The sequence below is a fragment of the Streptomyces sp. CB02009 genome (assembly GCF_001905825.1).
Classification (GTDB): domain Bacteria; phylum Actinomycetota; class Actinomycetes; order Streptomycetales; family Streptomycetaceae; genus Streptomyces.
This window is the reverse complement of sequence record NZ_LIVV01000005.1, coordinates 852632-869592: the sequence shown is the minus strand read 5'-3', so window position 1 is coordinate 869592 and position 16961 is coordinate 852632. Positions and strand designations below refer to the sequence as shown.

Annotated in this window: 22 protein-coding genes; 18 read left to right on the top strand and 4 right to left on the bottom strand. The window is 72.4% G+C overall.

Annotated features, from left to right (window positions below; genetic code table 11):
- Positions 1-170: 170 nt before the first annotated feature.
- The 8 genes from AMK27_RS23615 to AMK27_RS23585 all read left to right on the top strand — a co-directional run bounded on the left by AMK27_RS23615 (position 171) and on the right by AMK27_RS23585 (position 5461).
- Positions 171-980, top strand: a complete 810-nt coding sequence (locus AMK27_RS23615; protein ID WP_079188559.1) for an alpha/beta hydrolase — start codon at positions 171-173, stop codon at positions 978-980.
- Between the two features lie 45 nt (positions 981-1025).
- Positions 1026-1280, top strand: coding sequence for a MoaD/ThiS family protein (locus tag AMK27_RS23610; protein WP_030323286.1), 255 nt, complete (start codon positions 1026-1028; stop codon positions 1278-1280).
- Positions 1281-1290: 10 nt separating this feature from the next.
- Positions 1291-2562, top strand: a complete 1272-nt coding sequence (locus tag AMK27_RS23605) for a hypothetical protein (protein ID WP_073911718.1) — start codon at positions 1291-1293, stop codon at positions 2560-2562.
- Positions 2563-2665: 103 nt separating this feature from the next.
- Positions 2666-3352: an LmeA family phospholipid-binding protein gene (locus AMK27_RS23600; RefSeq protein ID WP_073911716.1), complete on the top strand. Its 687-nt coding sequence runs from the start codon at positions 2666-2668 to the stop codon at positions 3350-3352.
- A 281-nt stretch (positions 3353-3633) separates the two neighbouring features.
- A complete protein-coding gene (locus AMK27_RS44585; RefSeq protein WP_350497993.1) occupies positions 3634-3714 on the top strand; it encodes a putative leader peptide in 81 nt (26 codons plus the stop codon).
- Between the two features lie 203 nt (positions 3715-3917).
- Positions 3918-4763, top strand: a complete 846-nt coding sequence (locus AMK27_RS23595; RefSeq protein ID WP_073911714.1) for a sulfurtransferase — start codon at positions 3918-3920, stop codon at positions 4761-4763.
- Between the two features lie 49 nt (positions 4764-4812).
- Positions 4813-5100, top strand: a complete 288-nt coding sequence (locus AMK27_RS23590) for a DUF1416 domain-containing protein (protein ID WP_015035121.1) — start codon at positions 4813-4815, stop codon at positions 5098-5100.
- Between the two features lie 97 nt (positions 5101-5197).
- A complete protein-coding gene (locus AMK27_RS23585; protein WP_073911713.1) occupies positions 5198-5461 on the top strand; it encodes a DUF3099 domain-containing protein in 264 nt (87 codons plus the stop codon).
- Between the two features lie 13 nt (positions 5462-5474).
- Here AMK27_RS23585 and AMK27_RS23580 read toward each other — a convergent pair whose 3' ends face one another.
- A complete protein-coding gene (locus AMK27_RS23580) occupies positions 5475-5840 on the bottom strand; it encodes a DsrE family protein (protein ID WP_073911711.1) in 366 nt (121 codons plus the stop codon).
- A 187-nt stretch (positions 5841-6027) separates the two neighbouring features.
- Between AMK27_RS23580 and AMK27_RS23575 the strand changes: the two genes are divergently transcribed.
- From AMK27_RS23575 to ygfZ, 6 genes are all read left to right on the top strand, one after another.
- Positions 6028-6885, top strand: coding sequence for a hypothetical protein (locus AMK27_RS23575; RefSeq protein WP_241847582.1), 858 nt, complete (start codon positions 6028-6030; stop codon positions 6883-6885).
- Positions 6886-6902: 17 nt separating this feature from the next.
- Positions 6903-7772 (top strand): hypothetical protein, encoded by an 870-nt coding sequence (locus AMK27_RS23570; protein ID WP_241847581.1) that lies wholly within the window; start codon positions 6903-6905, stop codon positions 7770-7772.
- Entirely contained in the window at positions 7769-8686 is a 918-nt protein-coding gene (locus tag AMK27_RS23565) for a hypothetical protein (RefSeq protein WP_073911709.1), read from the top strand. The genes AMK27_RS23570 and AMK27_RS23565 overlap by 4 nt, the downstream gene beginning before the upstream one ends.
- A gap of 238 nt (positions 8687-8924) precedes the next feature.
- Complete coding sequence (locus AMK27_RS23560; protein ID WP_073911706.1) at positions 8925-9497, top strand: FABP family protein; 573 nt, start codon at positions 8925-8927, stop codon at positions 9495-9497.
- 91 nt (positions 9498-9588) lie between these two features.
- Positions 9589-10026: a Fur family transcriptional regulator gene (locus AMK27_RS23555; RefSeq protein ID WP_073911705.1), complete on the top strand. Its 438-nt coding sequence runs from the start codon at positions 9589-9591 to the stop codon at positions 10024-10026.
- Positions 10027-10035: 9 nt separating this feature from the next.
- Positions 10036-11016 (top strand): CAF17-like 4Fe-4S cluster assembly/insertion protein YgfZ, encoded by a 981-nt coding sequence (ygfZ, locus tag AMK27_RS23550; RefSeq protein WP_073911703.1) that lies wholly within the window; start codon positions 10036-10038, stop codon positions 11014-11016.
- Positions 11017-11085: 69 nt separating this feature from the next.
- Here the strand turns inward: ygfZ and dtd are convergent, their stop codons facing one another.
- Complete coding sequence (dtd, locus tag AMK27_RS23545; protein ID WP_073911702.1) at positions 11086-11511, bottom strand: D-aminoacyl-tRNA deacylase; 426 nt, start codon at positions 11509-11511, stop codon at positions 11086-11088.
- Between the two features lie 139 nt (positions 11512-11650).
- On the opposite strand from dtd, the gene AMK27_RS23540 reads away from it, so the two are divergent.
- A complete protein-coding gene (locus tag AMK27_RS23540) occupies positions 11651-12271 on the top strand; it encodes an RsiG family protein (protein ID WP_073911943.1) in 621 nt (206 codons plus the stop codon).
- A 140-nt stretch (positions 12272-12411) separates the two neighbouring features.
- Positions 12412-13656, top strand: coding sequence for a GNAT family N-acetyltransferase (locus AMK27_RS23535; RefSeq protein WP_073911700.1), 1245 nt, complete (start codon positions 12412-12414; stop codon positions 13654-13656).
- Positions 13657-13679: 23 nt separating this feature from the next.
- Here the strand turns inward: AMK27_RS23535 and AMK27_RS23530 are convergent, their stop codons facing one another.
- Positions 13680-14435 (bottom strand): ABC transporter permease, encoded by a 756-nt coding sequence (locus tag AMK27_RS23530; protein WP_073911699.1) that lies wholly within the window; start codon positions 14433-14435, stop codon positions 13680-13682.
- The gene (locus AMK27_RS23525; RefSeq protein WP_073911697.1) at positions 14428-15375 is read right to left on the bottom strand and encodes an ABC transporter ATP-binding protein; all 948 of its coding nucleotides are present in this window, start codon (positions 15373-15375) and stop codon (positions 14428-14430) included. Before AMK27_RS23525 ends, AMK27_RS23530 begins: the two co-directional genes overlap by 8 nt.
- A gap of 124 nt (positions 15376-15499) precedes the next feature.
- Between AMK27_RS23525 and AMK27_RS23520 the strand changes: the two genes are divergently transcribed.
- Positions 15500-16276, top strand: coding sequence for a TetR/AcrR family transcriptional regulator (locus AMK27_RS23520; protein ID WP_073911696.1), 777 nt, complete (start codon positions 15500-15502; stop codon positions 16274-16276).
- Positions 16273-16920, top strand: a complete 648-nt coding sequence (locus tag AMK27_RS23515) for a TetR/AcrR family transcriptional regulator (protein WP_073911694.1) — start codon at positions 16273-16275, stop codon at positions 16918-16920. Before AMK27_RS23520 ends, AMK27_RS23515 begins: the two co-directional genes overlap by 4 nt.
- Positions 16921-16961: the final 41 nt, after the last annotated feature.

The window sequence follows — 16961 nt, the reverse complement described above, 5'->3', positions numbered from 1 at the left end:
AACGTCGGTTCCTCCTCGGTCCCTGCGAGGACGTGCACTGCTTCGTACAGATCACTGCCGGCTCTCGCGCCCTGAGAGCTTTTGTTCATCCGTCCGTAACAACGGTCGGAAAACGCAAAAGGACCCGGGGGCTGCGTTGCCCGGATCCTCTGCCAAGGAGAATAGCCCACATGAGTTCAGAGGGAGAGGGTCGATTTCATATGGTGGATGTCTCCCTGATCACTCCCGGCTCCCGGCGTGCAATGTTGCGTACGGATGACGATGTCCGGATCGAGGCGGTTTACGAACCCTCTCCGGCCAGTGTCACCGATACGGCGGTCGTCGTCGCCCACGGGTTCACCGGGTCGGCCGACCGGCCGGCCGTCCGCCGCGCCGCACGGGTGTTCGCCGAGCGGGGTGCGGCGGCCGTGATCACCTTCTCCTTCCGGGGCCACGGAGCCTCCGGCGGCCTCTCCACCCTCGGCGACCGGGAGGTCCTCGACCTGACCGCCGCCGTCCGCTGGGCACGTGAGCTCGGCCACGCGCGCGTGGCGACGGTCGGCTTCTCCATGGGCGGCTCCGTGGTCCTGCGCCACGCGGCCCTCGCCCGGGGGACCGAAGGACGCGCCGACGCGGTCGCCGCCGTCTCCGCGCCCGCCCGCTGGTACTACCGGGGGACGGCGCCGATGCGCCGCCTCCACTGGATGGTCACCCGGCCGACGGGCCGCCTCGTCGGGCGGTACGGGCTCCGCACCCGCATCGACAGCCGCACCTGGGACCCCGTCCCCCTCTCCCCGGTGGAGGCGGTGCCGCTGATCGCGCCGACCCCGCTGCTGATCGTGCACGGCGACCGGGACGCCTACTTCCCGCTCGACCACCCTCGGATGCTGGCCGGGGCCGGCGAGGCCGAGCTGTGGCTGGAGCGGGGGATGGGCCACGCCGAGAACGCGGCGGACGAGGAGCTGCTCGCCCGCGTGGGGAACTGGCTGACGCGCGCATAGCCCATCATGGGGGGCGGCGCGCACACGAACGAAGGGAGCGCCGCTATGGCAGCGGGAACCATCCGCTACTGGGCCGCGGCCAAGGCCGCCGCCGGTGTCGCGGAGGAGCCGTACACCGCCGAGCACCTCGCCGAGGCCCTCGACGCGGCCCGCGCGAAGCACCCGGGCGAGCTCGTCCAGGTCCTCAAGCGGTGCTCGTTCCTGGTCGACGGCGACCCCGTCGGGACCCGGAGCCATGAGACGGTACGGCTTGCCGAGGGCGGCACGGTCGAGGTGCTCCCCCCGTTCGCAGGAGGGTGAACCCCAGAGCATGAGCAACGACCAGTACTACGGCGGTCAGCAGTACGACCCGTACGCGAACGGGACCGGGAACGGCCACCAGGGCCACCAGGAGCAGCAGGGCCCCGACGTCGCACAGACGTGGGAGGGCCAGACCTGGGACACCCAGTACCAGCCGGCCGTCACGTACGACCAGGTCCAGGCCGACCGGGCGCAGGCCGCGCAGGCCCAGCAGGGCTACCCGCAGCAGACTCACCAGCCACACCAGCCACACCAGCCGCACCAGCCCCAGCAGCCGTCGTACGAGGCGTACGCGCCGGGCCAGGGCGCGTACGAGTCGTACGGGACCCCCGCCGCGTACTACCCGGAGCCGCAGCACCAGCAGCCGCCGCAGGCGCAGGACCAGCACCGGCACCAGTCGGCGGGGGCCGCCCCCGTCGCCCCCGTCGCCCCCGCCCCCGTCGCGGAGTCCGCTCCGGCGGCCCCCGCGCCCTCCGCCGAGGCGGGTCCCGGCTGGTCCTCGCCGACCACCTCCGGGAACACCCGGATCACCGACGCCCAGCGCGCCCGCGCCGAGGGCCGCTCGCCGATCATCGCGCCGGGGATGCAGCCCGCCGCGCTGACCGCCGTCCTCGGACTGCTGCTCGCCGGCGGCGCCGCCCTCGGCACGTACGGGCTCCTCGTGCCGCTCGTGCTGCTCCAGGGCCTCACCGCCGCCGGCTGGTTCCGGCTCAACGGCATGTGGCCCGCCCGCCAGGGCATCGCCCTCGCCTTCGCCGGCGGCCTCGCCGCCGACGCGGCCCTGCTCGTCACCGGCCGGGAGAACGCGGCCGCCGCGATCTTCGGAACCCTCGGCGTCTGGGTGCTGCTCTGCCTGGTCCTCCAGCTGCGCAGCCACGCCGACCCGGACGAGCGCATGTACGGCCTGATGGCCACCATCGCCTCGGCGGCGCTGACCGTCGTCGCCACCGGACACCTGGGCGCCGACCCGGACGCGGTCGTCGTCGGCGGGGTCGCGGTCGCCGCGGCCGTCCTCGCCCGGGCGCTCCCGCTGCCCGGACCCGTCTCGCTGATCGCCGCACTCCTTGCCTCGGCGGGCGCGGGCATCGCGGCCGGCGGACTCACCGGCCTGGGCTCCTCCGGCGCGCTGCTCGGCCTCGGGGCCGGGGTCTGCGCGCTGGTCGGCCTGCGGGTGGCGAGCTACGACTACCCGTCCCGCTTCGTGCACATGACGGCCGGTGTGGCGCTGCCGCTGACGGCTGCCGCGCCCGCCGTCTACCTGCTGGGCAGGGCGCTGGTCTGACCGCTTCCGGGCACCGGACGGGAACCAACCGGCCCTCCGACACGTCGATCTCCGTGTCGGGGGGCCGGACTTTATCCATTTCCATCGGGGGGACGCACAGCCCATGCGAGCACTGCGGATTCTGTTGATCGTGGCCGTCGTGCTGGGCGGGGTCCTGGTGGGGATCGACCGGCTCGCCGTGGCGTACGCCGAGGACGAGGCGGCGGGCCGGGTGAAGCTCTCCTCGGCGAAGAGCGACGCCGTCGAGGTCGACATCAAGGGCTTCCCGTTCCTGACCCAGGTCGCGGCCAAGCGGCTCGACGAGGTCGACGTCCGGCTGACCGGCGTCACCGCGACGGCGGGAGACAAGAACATCCGGGTCGGCGAGCTGGACGTGGCGCTGCGGGACGTGACCGTGACCGGTGACTGGTCGGGCGCGAAGGCGGGTTCCGCGAGCGGGACGGCCCTCGTGTCGTACGCGGACCTCACGGCCGCCTCGGACCGCGAGGCCGTCGTGGCCTACGGCGGCAACGGCAAGGTGAAGGTGACCGGCGGCGTGAAGGTGATGGGCCGCACCCTGACCCGTACGGTCCTGTCCACGGTGACCGTGGTGAACGGCGACACGATCCGCGTCCGCGCCGACGAGGTGCCCGGCGAGGGCATCCCCGGCATCGAGGACCTGGTCCGCGAGCGCACCGACTTCGACCGGTCGATCGGCGCGATCGCCGGGATGAAGGTGGAGAAGGTCGAGCCGAGGCCGGACGGCCTCGCCATCTCGGTGACCGGCAGGGACGTGGTCCTGGCGGGCTGACGGCCAGGAGCGCGGGCCCCGCCCGCCGACCTGCCCGGCCTGTCGAGCCGCCGCGCCGCCCCGGCCGGGTGCCCGCGCCGCCCGGCAGGGCCTCCGCGCGTACCCGTTGGTCACATGCTGAGACATTGCTGTCCGACCAGCAGAATCAGAACCGGACGCCCCGGTACGGAGGCGTCCGGAGTGCTCTCGTACCGTGATCGCGTCTCGCATCTCGGACGATCGCGTCTCAAAATACGACACACCGGTGACACGGCCGCCTGTCCGTCCCTACGATCGAGGGCATGAAGCGACAGGCGGATCTCACGAAGCGGCGGGCAGTAGACCTGTGCCGCGTCGCCGCCATGCTCTGTCGCTCCGTCTGAGCGGGACTCACCACTCCCGTATTCCTCAGGCCCTCCGACCGCGGTCGGGGCCGCCCCGTGAGCCGTACGCACGTCCGTCACGCACGTCCGCTTGCCCGACACGTCCCTGACACGTCACCCGACGAGCCGCCCGCGACGAGCCGTACCGCACCACACCGCACACCCGTACCACACCGCCGCACACTGCCCCGGAGGAGAACAGCATGGCTCGCAGCGACGTCCTGGTCGACGCGGACTGGGTCGAGGCCAACCTCGACAACCCGCAGGTCGCCATCGTCGAGGTGGACGAGGACACCTCGGCCTACGAGAAGAACCACATCCGCAACGCCATCCGTATCGACTGGACCCAGGACCTGCAGGACCCGGTCCGCCGCGACTTCATCGACCAGGAGGGCTTCGAGAAGCTCCTCTCGGCCAAGGGCATCGCGAACGACACCACGGTCGTCCTCTACGGCGGCAACAACAACTGGTTCGCCTCCTACGCCTACTGGTACTTCAAGCTCTACGGCCACCAGGACGTGAAGCTCCTCGACGGCGGCCGCAAGAAGTGGGAGCTCGACTCCCGCGACCTGGTCGACGGCTCCGCCGTGCCGGCCCGCCCGGCCACCGAGTACAAGGCCAAGGCCCAGGACTCCTCGATCCGCGCCTTCCGCGACGACGTCGTGGCCGCGATCGGCGCCCAGAACCTGGTCGACGTCCGCTCGCCCGACGAGTTCTCCGGCAAGCTGCTCGCCCCGGCGCACCTCCCGCAGGAGCAGTCGCAGCGCCCCGGCCACGTGCCGAGCGCCCGCAACATCCCGTGGTCGAAGAACGCCAACGACGACGGCACGTTCAAGTCGGACGACGAGCTCAAGGCCCTCTACGAGGACGAGCAGGTCGATCTGGCGAAGGACACCATCGCCTACTGCCGCATCGGTGAGCGCTCCGCGCTCACGTGGTTCGTCCTGCACGAGCTGCTCGAGGTCACGAACGTCAAGAACTACGACGGCTCGTGGACCGAGTACGGCTCCCTCGTCGGCGTGCCGATCGAGCTCGGCGCCAACAAGTAACCCCGGACCCTCCCTCCTCCGGACCCCTCGACCGTAAGGACAGAACGACATGTGTGGAGCGCAGCCCGGCGGCCCCGACGCCTCGACGATCAAGCCCGGTGAGACCACCATCCAGGGCTTCGTGACCAAGGACGGCCAGCCCGTCACCGGTTACGTCCGCCTCCTGGACTCGACCGGCGAGTTCACGGCCGAGGTCCCGACCTCCGCCACCGGACAGTTCCGTTTCTACGCGGCCGAGGGCACCTGGACCGTCCGCGCCCTGGTCCCCGGCGGCACCGCCGACCGCCAGGTCGTGGCGCAGCACGGTGGCCTCGCCGAGGTCGCCATCGCGGTCTGATCCGCGACGCAGAACCGGCCGAAGGGCCGTGCCTCCTGGGGGGTTGGACGCCGTTTCCAGGACTCGAGGCACGGCCCTTCGGTCGTACCCTGGAGGTGTGTACGCGCGACGCCGCCACGTCTACTTCTGGATGATGGGCGCCTGCCTGCTGCTCTTCGTGGGCGCCTGGGCCGTCGTGCGCCTGTTCTCGATGCCGGTGGCCATCGGCATGTGCGTGGTCGCCATGGTCATCCCCCCGGTCGCCGCGATGGTCGCGAACCGCCGGGGCCCGGAGGACCGCTGGTGGGACGACCCCTCGGGCGACCCGAAGTCGGACGAGTGGTGGGACGAGCTGGACGGCAAGAAGCGCCGGGAGCCCTGACCGGGCCGCCCGTCTAGTAGACGAGCGCCTGCGTCCCGTCCGCCATCGCCTCCTGGACGAAGAGCTGGGCGCCGGCGATGCGGAAGCCGTCCAGGAGGTCCTTCTCCTCGATGTCACGGCGGGCCGCGCACTGCGTGCAGACCGTGATGCGCCCGCCGGCCGCCACGATCCCGTCGATCAGGTCCGGGAGCGGCGCGGCGTGCGGGAGCTCGAACTCGGCGGCGCGGCCGGGGAGGGCGAACCACGAGGACTCACCGGTCAGCCAGAGCGAGACCTCGACGCCGCTGGCGGCGGCCACGGCGGCCACCGTGAAGGCCTGGGAGCAGCGTTCGGGGGCCTCGGCCCCCGCGGTCACCTTGATCACGAGCTTCTTCGGCATATGCCGAACTGTAATGTGCGGCACCGCAACCCCCGGTGTCCCCCACGTGTCTGGTGGGTGCGCGGATGACGGAATCCGCGCTTCAGGTCTCGTGGGGGGACTCTTGAGCAACGAAGAAAACGCCCGAAATCCGGAAACGGCACCACCGCCGCACCCGGAGCCGGGCACGGAAACCGCGCCTCCGGTCATGCCGGAGGCCGCGCCGGCGGGTGTGGCTCCGGTCACAGAGGCGGTCGCGCCGGACGCCGAGCCGGCAGCGGAGCCGGTCGTGCCGGCCGCCGCGCCGACGGCGGACCCGGTCGTGCCGGCCGTCGCCGTGCGGCCCCGCCGCCGTGGGCTCCGTACCGTCGGACTGATCGCCGTCGCCGCCGTGATCGGCCTCGTCGGCGGCACGGCCGTCGGCTACGGCATCCAGGCGGACCGCGAACCGACCGCGCTGCCGCCGCTGAACCAGCCGGGCCTCGCGTACCCCGCGAAGGCGCTCCCCGAGGGGCAGCGGGTGAAGCTCCCGGCCTCGGAGGACCTCCGGGCGAAGGCCGAGGGCGACCTGCGGAAGCTGCTGCTGCCGAAGCCGGCCGGGGCGAAGAAGTCCGAGTTCGCCGACGCCGACGGCTGGCTGCGGGTGTCCACGTTCGCCTCGCAGTTCAACCGGCCGGGCAACGCCCTCGACGACCTGCTGGAGACGGACATCCGGCGGATCGCGGTCACCTCCTGGGCGACGGGCGAGTACAAGGAGACCGAGATCCGGCTGGTCCAGTACCGCGCCGGCGACGTCCTCGGCGCGCAGGAGTTCGTCGAGGAGCAGCAGGCGTACATGCCGGAGGAGGACTTCGCCGAGAGCGAGGGCACGGAGCTCGACGGCTCCGCCAACGGCCGCTTCTACGTCTTCCCGGTGCGGAAGAAGGCCGGCTACCTCGACCTGTACGAGGCCAGGGCCTACTTCTACCGCGGTGACATCGCCGTGGAGATCTTCGTCATCGACACCAAGAAGATCTCCGCGAAGGAGATCCGTTCGCTGGCCGAGCGACAGCTGGGGCGCCTGTGAGTGAGGACCGGAACGACGTGACCGAACCCGTGACCGAACCTGCGGCCGCCGAACGCGTGACCGCCGAACCCGCGGCCGCAGAACCCGTGACCGACGTGGTGACCGGAGCCGAGCCGGTGGTGAACCGGGGTACCCGCAGGGTCCTGCTCCGTGTCGTCCTGCCCTCCGTGCTGGTCCTCGGCCTGATCGGCGGCGGCGTCACCTTCACCGCGCTCACCGCCTCCTCCGCCGACCGGACCGCGCCGACGGAGGTGTGGGGCTCGGCCGAGGAGACCGCGCAGGACGAGGACCCGGCCGCCGCGCTGGCGCGCGGCAAGGCGGGAACGCCGCTGAGCAAGCTCCTCCTGCCCCTCCCGGAGGGGTACGAGTTCGGCCCCGACGAGGAGCTGTACGGCAACGACGGCGAGCTCGGCGCCGCGGAGGCCACCGCCCTGATGAAGCAGTCGGGCGAGGGCCTCTCCGGGAAGAAGCGCCGCACCTTCGAGAAGAACGTGGACAAGCTCGGGATCCAGGGCATCGGTGTCCGCTCCTTCGCGGACCTGAACAACGACGTCGTGGTCTCCGTGGAGCTGGCGCGGATGAAGGACAAGAAGCGGATCAAGGACAGTTACCGGCTGCGCAAGGAGGTCATGGAGTTCCTGGAGTTCCCGAAGGGACCCAAGGTGAAGGACCACCGGAACGCCGTCTGCTACCTCGCGCCCGTCGACGAGTCGCTGGACAAGAAGGAGCGGGCCGCGGCGCTGGAGGAGATGTTCTGCCTCGCGTACGACTCCGAGGTCTTCGTCACCGTCAAGGCGGCCGGTGCCAAGCCGTTCGACAAGGCGCGGGTGGCGAAGCTGCTGACGCAGCAGCTCGACCACATCGCATCCCCGGGGGAGTACGTATGACCGAGCAGACCCTCACCCAGCCCGGGGCCGAGCCCCAGCCCGAGACCGGACCCCAGCCGCAGCCCGTGGCCGAGCCCCAGCCCGGGACCGGGCCCCAGTCCGAGGCCGCGGCCCCGGCGCAGGTCCAGGCCCCCGACCCCGTACCGGCGAAGCCGAGGAAGTCCCGCCGGCCGCTGCTCCTGGGCATCGCCCGCTGGACCGCCGCCGTGCTCGTCCTCGGCGGCGTCGGCGCCGGTACGGCCATGGGGATCACCGCCATGGAGCGCTCCGAGGTGCCGGGACTCTCGACCGAGTCCGACGGCCGTTGGGAGTACCCGAGGCTCGCCCTTCCGGCGCTGCCCGCGGACGCCCTGCGTCCGTTCACCGAGGGCAACGACGGCGAGGTCCACCACGCGGACCTCCGGCAGCTGCTGCTGCCCGCGCCGAAGGGCGCCACGGTCGACCCGAAGCTCAAGGGCGGCTGGGTCGGCCTCGACACGTACCTCGCGCACTTCCACGCCGACGACCGGGACGCGGTGAAGGAGGCCCTGGCCGAGTCCGCGCCGCGGCACGTCGCGGCCCGCGGCTGGACGACGCCGGACGGCACGTCCACCCGTGTGTACCTGCTGAGGTTCACGTCGGTCGCGTTCGCGGAGGCGTTCAAGGACGACGTCCTGGACACGGGCACGCGCGGCAGCCGGCTCCCGGACGGCGTCGACGGCGAGACGCTCGACTCCTCCCTGAAGGACGCCCGTCTGCCGTTCCTGTCGCTGTACTCCTTCGACGAACGGAAGCCCTACGGGCCCGAGCAGACGCGATGGGCCTACATCCAGGCCGGTGACACGCTCGGCCTGGTCGTCCAGTCCCGCAAGGGCGCGGCGCTCACCGTCCCGTTCCAGCAGACGGTCGTGCTGCAGGCCCAGCTGCTGAGCTGATCATCGGCGAGACCCACCTCACCGAGTGGGCCGGGCCCCCGCCCACTAAGCTGGGGTCCGGCCCGTTCCGCCTTCACCGCTCAGTCGAGGAGCACCCTGTGATCATCTTCTTCGAAATCCTCCTGGTCCTGGTCGCCGTCGGCGTGATCGCCTTCGCCGGTCTGGCCGTGAAGAAGCTGTACCAGGGCCAGCGCTAATCCTTCTCGCCAACCACTTCTAGAGAACGCCAGAGCTGCTCATGATCGAGATCCCGTCCGACCTCAACCCGGACCTCGTCCCCCTCGCGTTCCTGCTCGGCACGTGGGAGGGCGCGGGCGTCTCCGACTTCCCCGGCGCCGAGAAGTGCAACTTCGGGCAGTCCGTGACCTTCAGCCACGACGGCCGGGACTTCCTCGAGTACACGTCGCACTCCTGGGTCCTGGACAACGAGGGCAACAAGGTCCGCCCGCTGGAGAGCGAGAGCGGCTACTGGCGCATCGACAAGGACCGCAAGGTCGAGGTCGTCATGGTCCGCGACCAGGGCATCGTCGAGATCTGGTACGGCGAGCTCGCCGACCAGAAGCCGCAGATCGACCTGGCCACGGACGCCGTCGCCCGCACCGCGGCCTCGGGCCCGTACGCCGGTGGCAAGCGCCTCTACGGCTACGTCAAGAGCGACCTCATGTGGGTGGGCGAGAAGGCGACCCCCGAGGTCCCGCTGCGGCCGTACATGTCGGCGCACCTGAAGAAGGTCGTGACCCCGGAAGAGGTCGCGGACATGGCCCGCAACCTCGGCGACCTGCCCGACGACGGCATCGCCTTCTTCCGCTAGAACGCCGAGAACCTTCGAGAAACCCCGCCGGACCGCTTTCGGTCCCGCCGGGCCCTGGGGCGGAGCGCCGCGCCCTCCTACACTGGAGGGCGTGGTGAGCACCGACTGGAAAAGCGACCTGCGGCAGCGCGGCTACCGGCTGACGCCGCAGCGTCAGCTCGTCCTGGAGGCCGTCGACGCCCTTGAGCACGCGACGCCCGACGACATCCTCGTCGAGGTCCGCAGGACCGCGTCCGGGGTGAACATCTCGACCGTCTACCGGACCCTGGAGCTCCTGGAGGAGCTCGGCCTGGTGAGCCACGCCCATCTGGGGCACGGGGCTCCGACGTACCACCTCGCCGACCGGCACCACCATCTGCACCTGGTCTGCCGGGACTGCTCCGAGGTGATCGAGGCGGATGTCGAGGTGGCCTCCGAGTTCACCGGGAAGCTCCGCGAGGCCTTCGGCTTCGAGACCGACATGAAGCACTTCGCCATCTTCGGCCGCTGCGCGGACTGCACGCGGAAGGCGCTGGACAGCGAGTCGTAGGCTTGCCCCATGCAGCGACATTCCACGACCAGCCCTCTGCTGTCCCTGCCCGGCGCCGTCGCCGCGGAAGGCCGCGACGAAGGTGTCGCCGCGCACTACGGCGACCTGTTCCGCGAGCAGCGCGCCCTCGCCGACGGACGCGGTTTCGTCGACCTCTCGCACCGCGGTGTCATCGCCGTCACCGGTGACGACCGGCTGAGCTGGCTGCACCTGCTGGTCACCCAGCACATGACGGACCTCGCGCCCGGACAGGCCACCGAGGCGCTGATCCTCTCCGCGAACGGGCACATCGAGCACGCCCTGTACCTCGTCGACGACGGCGAGACGGTGTGGGCGCACGTCGAGCCGGGGACCCGGGAGGAGCTCGTCGGGTACCTGGAGTCGATGAAGTTCTTCTACCGGGTCGAGGTCGCCGACCGCACGGACGACATCGCCGTCGTCCACCTCCCGGCCGGATCCATCGCCGAGGTGCCCGAGGGTGCCGTCGTACGGGAGACCCCGCACGGCCGCGACCTCTTCCTGCCCCGCGCCGACCTGGAGTCCTTCGCGGCCTCGCACGGCCCGGCCGCCGGCATCCTGGCGTACGAGGCGCTGCGCGTGGAGGCCCACCGGCCCCGGCTCGGCTTCGAGACCGACCACCGGACCATCCCGCACGAGGTCGGCCTCATCGGAAGCGCCGTCCACCTCCAGAAGGGCTGCTACCGGGGCCAGGAGACCGTCGCCCGGGTGCAGAACCTGGGGAAGCCGCCGCGCCGCCTGGTCTTCCTGCACCTGGACGGCAGCGAGGTGCTGCTGCCCGGGCACGGCGCCCCGCTCCGGCTCGCCGCCGACGGCGAGGAGGGCCGCCAGCTCGGCTTCGTGACCAGTTCCGTCCGCCACCACGAGCTGGGGCCGATCGCCCTCGCCCTGGTGAAGCGGAACGTGCCGGTGGACGCCCCGCTGATCGCCGGGACGACGGCGGCCGCGCAGGAGACCGTCGTCGAGCCGTAGCGCCGCCGGGGGCGCTACGGCCCCCGTCGGCCCCCGCCGGCTCTCCGGCAGCCCACTCTCGGCTCTCCGTCAGACCTCGAGCAGCACCGTGAACGGGCCGTGGTTCGTGAGCGAGACGCGCATGTCCGCTCCGAACCGGCCCGTCTCCACGTGCGCGCCCAGCTCGCGCAGCCGGGCCACGACCTCGTCCACGAGGGGCTCGGCCACCGGGCCGGGCGCGGCCGCGTTCCAGGTGGGGCGGCGGCCCTTGCGGGCGTCTCCGTAGAGCGTGAACTGGGAGACGACGAGCAGCGGCGCGTTCACGTCCGAGCACGACTTCTCGTCGTCCAGTACCCGGACGGACCAGAGCTTTCTGGCCAATTGGGCCGCCTTCTCCGGGGTGTCGTCGTGGGTCACCCCGACCAGCACGCACAAGCCCTCGCCGGTGATCTCACCGACGGTCTCCCCTGCGACGACGACACTCGCGCCGTCCACCCTCTGCACCACTGCACGCATGCGCCCCAACCTACCGAGTGGCCACCACTCCGACGGATGAGGGGCCGAACGGGTGCAGAGCGCCTGCACGCGCACATGCATGAGTGGCACGATGCGTGTCAGGCGGTGCGGCTCCGCACCGGTCGAGGGGACGATTCTCATGAGTGCATCTGGCACCGGGCCGACGCCGTCCGGCCCCGTACCGCTGATCCGCGCCGGAACCAGGGGCGGTGGACCGGGCGGAGGCCCGGCCTCGCGCCCACCGGTGCAGAGGACCGCCGAACCCGCCCTGCCGGACCGGGCCCAGCCCGAGCTCGGTGCGCTGCGACTGCCCGAGCTGCGCGCCCTGCGCCGGGACGCGCAGAGCGACGAGGCCGACCTGAGCTACGTGCGCCGGATGCTCCAGGGCCGGATCGACATCCTGCGGGCCGAGCTGGCGCGGCGCACCGACCCGGAGGCCCCGGTCCTCGACCGGCTCTCCGAGATCCTCGCCGACGTGCCCTCGCGGCACCGCTCGTCGGCCCGGCACGTGACGCTGTCGACGCCGCGCAGCGAGGAGTACCGGCGGCTCGCGTCCGAGATGCTGTCGGAGGTCGAGCTGTCGGACCTCACGGCCCGCACGGACGACGAGCTGCACGCGGGGATGGGGCGGCTCGCCGGGTACGAGCAGCAGATCTCCCGGCGCCGCCAGCACCTCCAGCGGACCGCCGACGACTGCAGTGCCGAGATCGCCCGCCGCTACCGGGAGGGCGAGGCACAGGTCGACGACCTGCTGGCGTGAGCCGGGCAGCGGGGGCGTTCCGCCCGTGAAGCCCGGGTGCGGGTGCGGGTGCGCCCGGGAAAGCGCCCCCGGAAAGCGTCCGGGAAAGCGCCCCGGAAACTCGGGTGCGGGTGCGCCGGGGCCGTGCGTAGGGTCGAAGGATGACTGTCGACGTACGCGCGGTGACGGAGTCCGAGTTCCCCGACTGGCAGCGGGCCCTGCGCACCGGCTTCCTCCGTCCGCCGGTCGTGAGCGACGAGGAGGTCGCCGACCGGCTGCCGCACGTCGACCTCGCGCGGACCCTCGGGGCCTTCGACGGGGACCGGATCGTCGCCACCTTCCGGTCCTTCCGGCAGGAGGTGAGCACGGTCGGCGGCGGGAGTCTCACCGCCGACGCGATCACCCAGGTCACCGTCTCCCCGACGCACCGCAGGCGCGGACTGCTCAGCCGAATGATGTCCGGGGACCTGGCCGCCGCGAAGGAGCGGGGCGACGCGATCGCCACCCTGATCGCCGCCGAGTACCCGATCTACGGGCGGTACGGGTTCGGCCCGGCCAGCTCGTGCGGCGAGTGGAGCGTGGACGTCCGCAGGGCCGGGCTCGACCCGCGCCGCTCGGGCCGTCCGGAGGACGGCGGCCGGATCGATCTGACCGACGCCGACGAGATCCGCAAGATCGGCCCCGAGGTGCACCGCCGGCTCGCCGGCGTCCGTGCCGGGGTCACCGACCGCTCCCCGCGCGACTGGGAGGTCGGCACCGGCCGCAGCGTGCAGAGCGGTCCGTGGCGGGAGCCGTACTACGCGGTGTACCGGTCGGAGTCCGGCGAGGTCGACGGCTTCGTGGCGTACACCTCGGACGACAAGTGGGACGACGCCAAGCAGCCGCTGAACACGGCGACCGTGCGGGATCTGATCGCCGTCACCCCGGCCGCCGAGCGGGCCCTCTGGCACTATCTGTGCTCCGTCGACTGGATCACCACCGTCCGCTCCGGCTACCGGGCGCCGGACGACCCGCTGCCGCTGCTGCTGCCGGACCCGCGTGCCGCGAAGCTGCTGACGTACGCCGACATGCTGTGGGTCCGGGTGCTCGACGTGGTCCGGGTCCTGGAGGGCCGTACGTACCCGGTGACGGACGGTCTGGTGCTCGACCTGCGGGACCGGGACGGGTTCGCGGGCGGGCGCTACCGGCTCGACGCCTCCCCGGACGGCGCCTCCTGTGTCCGCACGGACGAGTCCGCCGATCTCGCCCTCGACATCGCCGAGTTGGGCGTGCTCGCCTTCGGCGACGAGTCGGCGGTACGGCTCGGGCGGCTCGGGCGCGTCGAGGAGCTGACGGCCGGCGCGGCCGCCCGCGCCGACCTGCTGTTCCGTACGCCGCTGCGGCCCTTCTCGCCCGACATCTTCTGAGGCGCGTCCCTTCCGGGAGCCCGTCAGCGGGTGCGGAGCCGGAAGAGGAAGCCGGACGCGGTGACCGCGAGCGCCAGCAGGCCCGCGCACCAACCCAGCGCGATCCAGGGCGAGTCGCCCACCGGCCGGTCGAGCAGCAGGCCCCGCATCGACTCGATCAGCGGTGTCACCGGCTGGTGCTCGGCGAAGCCGTGCAACCAGCTCGGCATCGTCCCGATCGGCACGAACGCGCTGCTCGGATAGGGCAGGAACATCATGAAGAACGTCACCGCGCCGGCCGCCTCCGGCGTTCGGGTGATCAAGCCGATCGCCGCCGACAGCCACGACACAGCGGTGAGGTAGGCGAGCAGCAGCCCGATCGCCGCGAGCCAGCCGGCCGGTGAGGCGGTCGGGCGGAAGCCGATGGCGAAGGCGGCGCCGAGGACGAGCGTCGTGGAGAGCACGTTGCGGGTGACGGCGGCGGCGACGTGTCCGGCGAGGAAGGGCGTTCCGCCGACGTCGAGCGTGCGGAAGCGGTCGACGACCCCGAGCCGCATGTCCTCGCTGACGGAGAGGGCGGTGCCCGCCGCGCCGAACCCGGCGCAGAGGACGAGCACACCGGGGACGACGTAGGTGACGTACCGGGTGCCGGTCTCGATGGCTCCGCCGAAGAAGTAGACGAAGACCAGCATCAGCATGATCGGCAGCATCATCGAGGTGATGACCGCGTCGAGGTTGCGCCGGCTGAGGCGGATGCCGCGCCCGGCGAGGGTGCTCGCGGCGGTGAGGGTGTCAGACACGGGTGGGCTCCTTCTCGGCGGTGAGGGTCAGGAAGACGTCGTCGAGCGTGGCCGTGTGCAGGCCGAAGCGGGCGATGTCCCGGCGCCCGGGGTCGAGCGTGTCGAGCAGCTCCCGTACGTGGGCGGCGGTGCCGTCGGTGGGGATGCCGAGCGTGCGGGTCTCCGGGTCGCGGGTCGCCGCGGGGCCCGTCCGTTCGGTGAGCAGGGTGTAGCTCACGTCGTCGGGCGCCGTGACGTCGAGGCGGTGGGCGGCGTACCGGGCCTTGAGTTCGGCGGGGGTGCCCTCGGCGAGGGTGCGTCCCCGGCCGAGGACCGCGATCCGGTCGGCCAGCCGGTCCGCCTCCTCCAGGTACTGGGTGGTGAGGAAGACCGTCGTACCGGCGTCGGAGAGTTCGCGGACCGCCTGCCACAGCTCCTGGCGGCTGCGCGGGTCGAGTCCCGTGGTGGGTTCGTCGAGGAACATCACCTGGGTCGCGCCGGGGTCGCGGACGAGCCCGGCGGCGAGGTCCAGGCGGCGGCGCATGCCGCCCGAGTACGTCCTGGTGAGGCGGCCGCCGGCCTCGGCGAGTCCGAAGCGGTCGAGGAGTTCGGTGGTGCGGCGGGCGGCGGCGGGGCGGGAGAGGCCGGAGAGCCGGGCCGCCGTCCAGAGGTTCTCGGCGCCGGTCTGGGTCTCGTCGACGGCGGCGAACTGCCCGGTGAGGCTGATCGCGCGGCGGACCCGGGAGCGTGCGGTGACGACGTCGTGCCCGGCCACGCGCGCGTGGCCGGCGTCGGGCGTGGTGAGGGTGGCGAGGATGCGGACGGTCGTGGTCTTGCCGGCGCCGTTGGGGCCGAGGAGGGCGAAGACGGTGCCGCGCGGGACGTGGAGGTCGAGGGCGTCGAGGACGCGGAGGTCTCCGTAGGTCTTGGTCAGGCCGGTGGCTTCGATGGCCGGAGGCATGGGTGCTCCCTGGGCGGGTGGACGGCTGGGGCGCTTCATCCGTACTGCGTATGCCATACGCGTTACTGCGTAAGGGTTACGCATTACTAGGATGGGCGTCAAGCGTGCGAGGTGGAGGCGGGACATGGCGGGCGACGGAGACAGGGGCGGCGCGGGCGACGGCGGGACGTTTCTGCCGCCGAGCATCGAGGCGGCCTGGGGGCTGCGGGAGCGCCCCTCCAAGGGGCCCAAGCCCGGCCTGACCCTGGACCGGATCGTCGACGCGGCCGTCGCGCTCGCCTCGGCCGAGGGGCTCGGCGCCGTCTCCATGGGCCGGGTCGCCAAGGAACTCGGCGCCTCGACGATGTCGCTCTACCGGTACGTCTCCGCCAAGAGCGAGCTGTACGTCCTCATGCAGGAGGCCGCCACCGGCGCCCCGCCCGAGCTCTTCCCGCCCGGCACCGCCTGGCGCGAGGCCCTGGAGGCCTGGGCGTGGGCGCTGCGCGAGGTCTACCACCGCAACCTCTGGATGCTGCGGCTCCCCGTCTCCGGCCCGCCCGCGACCCCGAACCTGGTCGCCTGGTGGGAGAAGGCCCTCGTCGCCCTGGAGGGAACCGGTCTCGACGCCGGCTCCAAGATCTCGGTCTCGATGCTCGTCGGCGGTTTCGTACGGAACGACGGCCTGGTCATGGCCGACCTCGCCTCGGTCATCGCCACGGCCGAGGCGGACCCGGAGGAGGTGCTCGCCCGGTACGGCCGCACCCTGCGCCGGCTCGCCGACCCGGAGGAGTACCCGCAGGTGGCGCGGATGCTGGCCTCGGGCGTGATGGACGTCGCCGACGAACCCGAGGTCGAGTTCCGCTTCGGTCTCGCCCGTATCCTGGACGGGGTCGCCGTGCTGGTGGAAGGGCGTGCCGCGTGAGTGCCGACCGCGACCCCGCTGCGGCCCCGGGGCTCCGCGAGCGGAAGAAGGCGCGCACCCGGCAGGCGCTGTCGGACGCGGCCGTCGCGCTCTTCCTGGAGCGTGGCTTCGACGCCGTCTCGGTCGCGGAGGTGGCGGCCGCCGCCGAGGTCTCCAAGCCGACCCTGTTCCGGTACTTCCCGGCCAAGGAGGACCTCGTCCTCCACCGGTTCGCCGATCACCAGGACGAGTCGGCCCGGGTGGTCGCCGCGGGGCGGCGCGCCGGTACGGCCCCGCTCGACGCGCTGTCCGCGCACCTGCTCGACGGCCTGGCCCGGCGCGACCCGGTCACCGGGCTCTGCGACCACCCTTCGGTCCTGGCGTACCTCCGGCTGCTGTACGGCACGCCGGCCCTGGTCGGCCGTCTCCACGCCTACCGGGTGCGGTCGGAGGAGGCGCTCGCGGAGGCGCTGGCGGCCGGTGCCGAGGGCGACCCCCTGCTCGCGCGGCTCGCCGCCGGGCAGATCGTGACGGTGCTCCGGGTCCTCGCGGAGGAGAACACGGCCCGGATCGCGGCCGGGGAGACGGCCGGCGCGGTGGCGGCGGACGCGGTGGCGGCGGCGGGGGTGGCGTTCCGGGCCCTGCGGGAGGGGCTTCCCTACTGACCCGGCACGGCGGCACGGTCGCGTAGACAAGTAAAGAATGT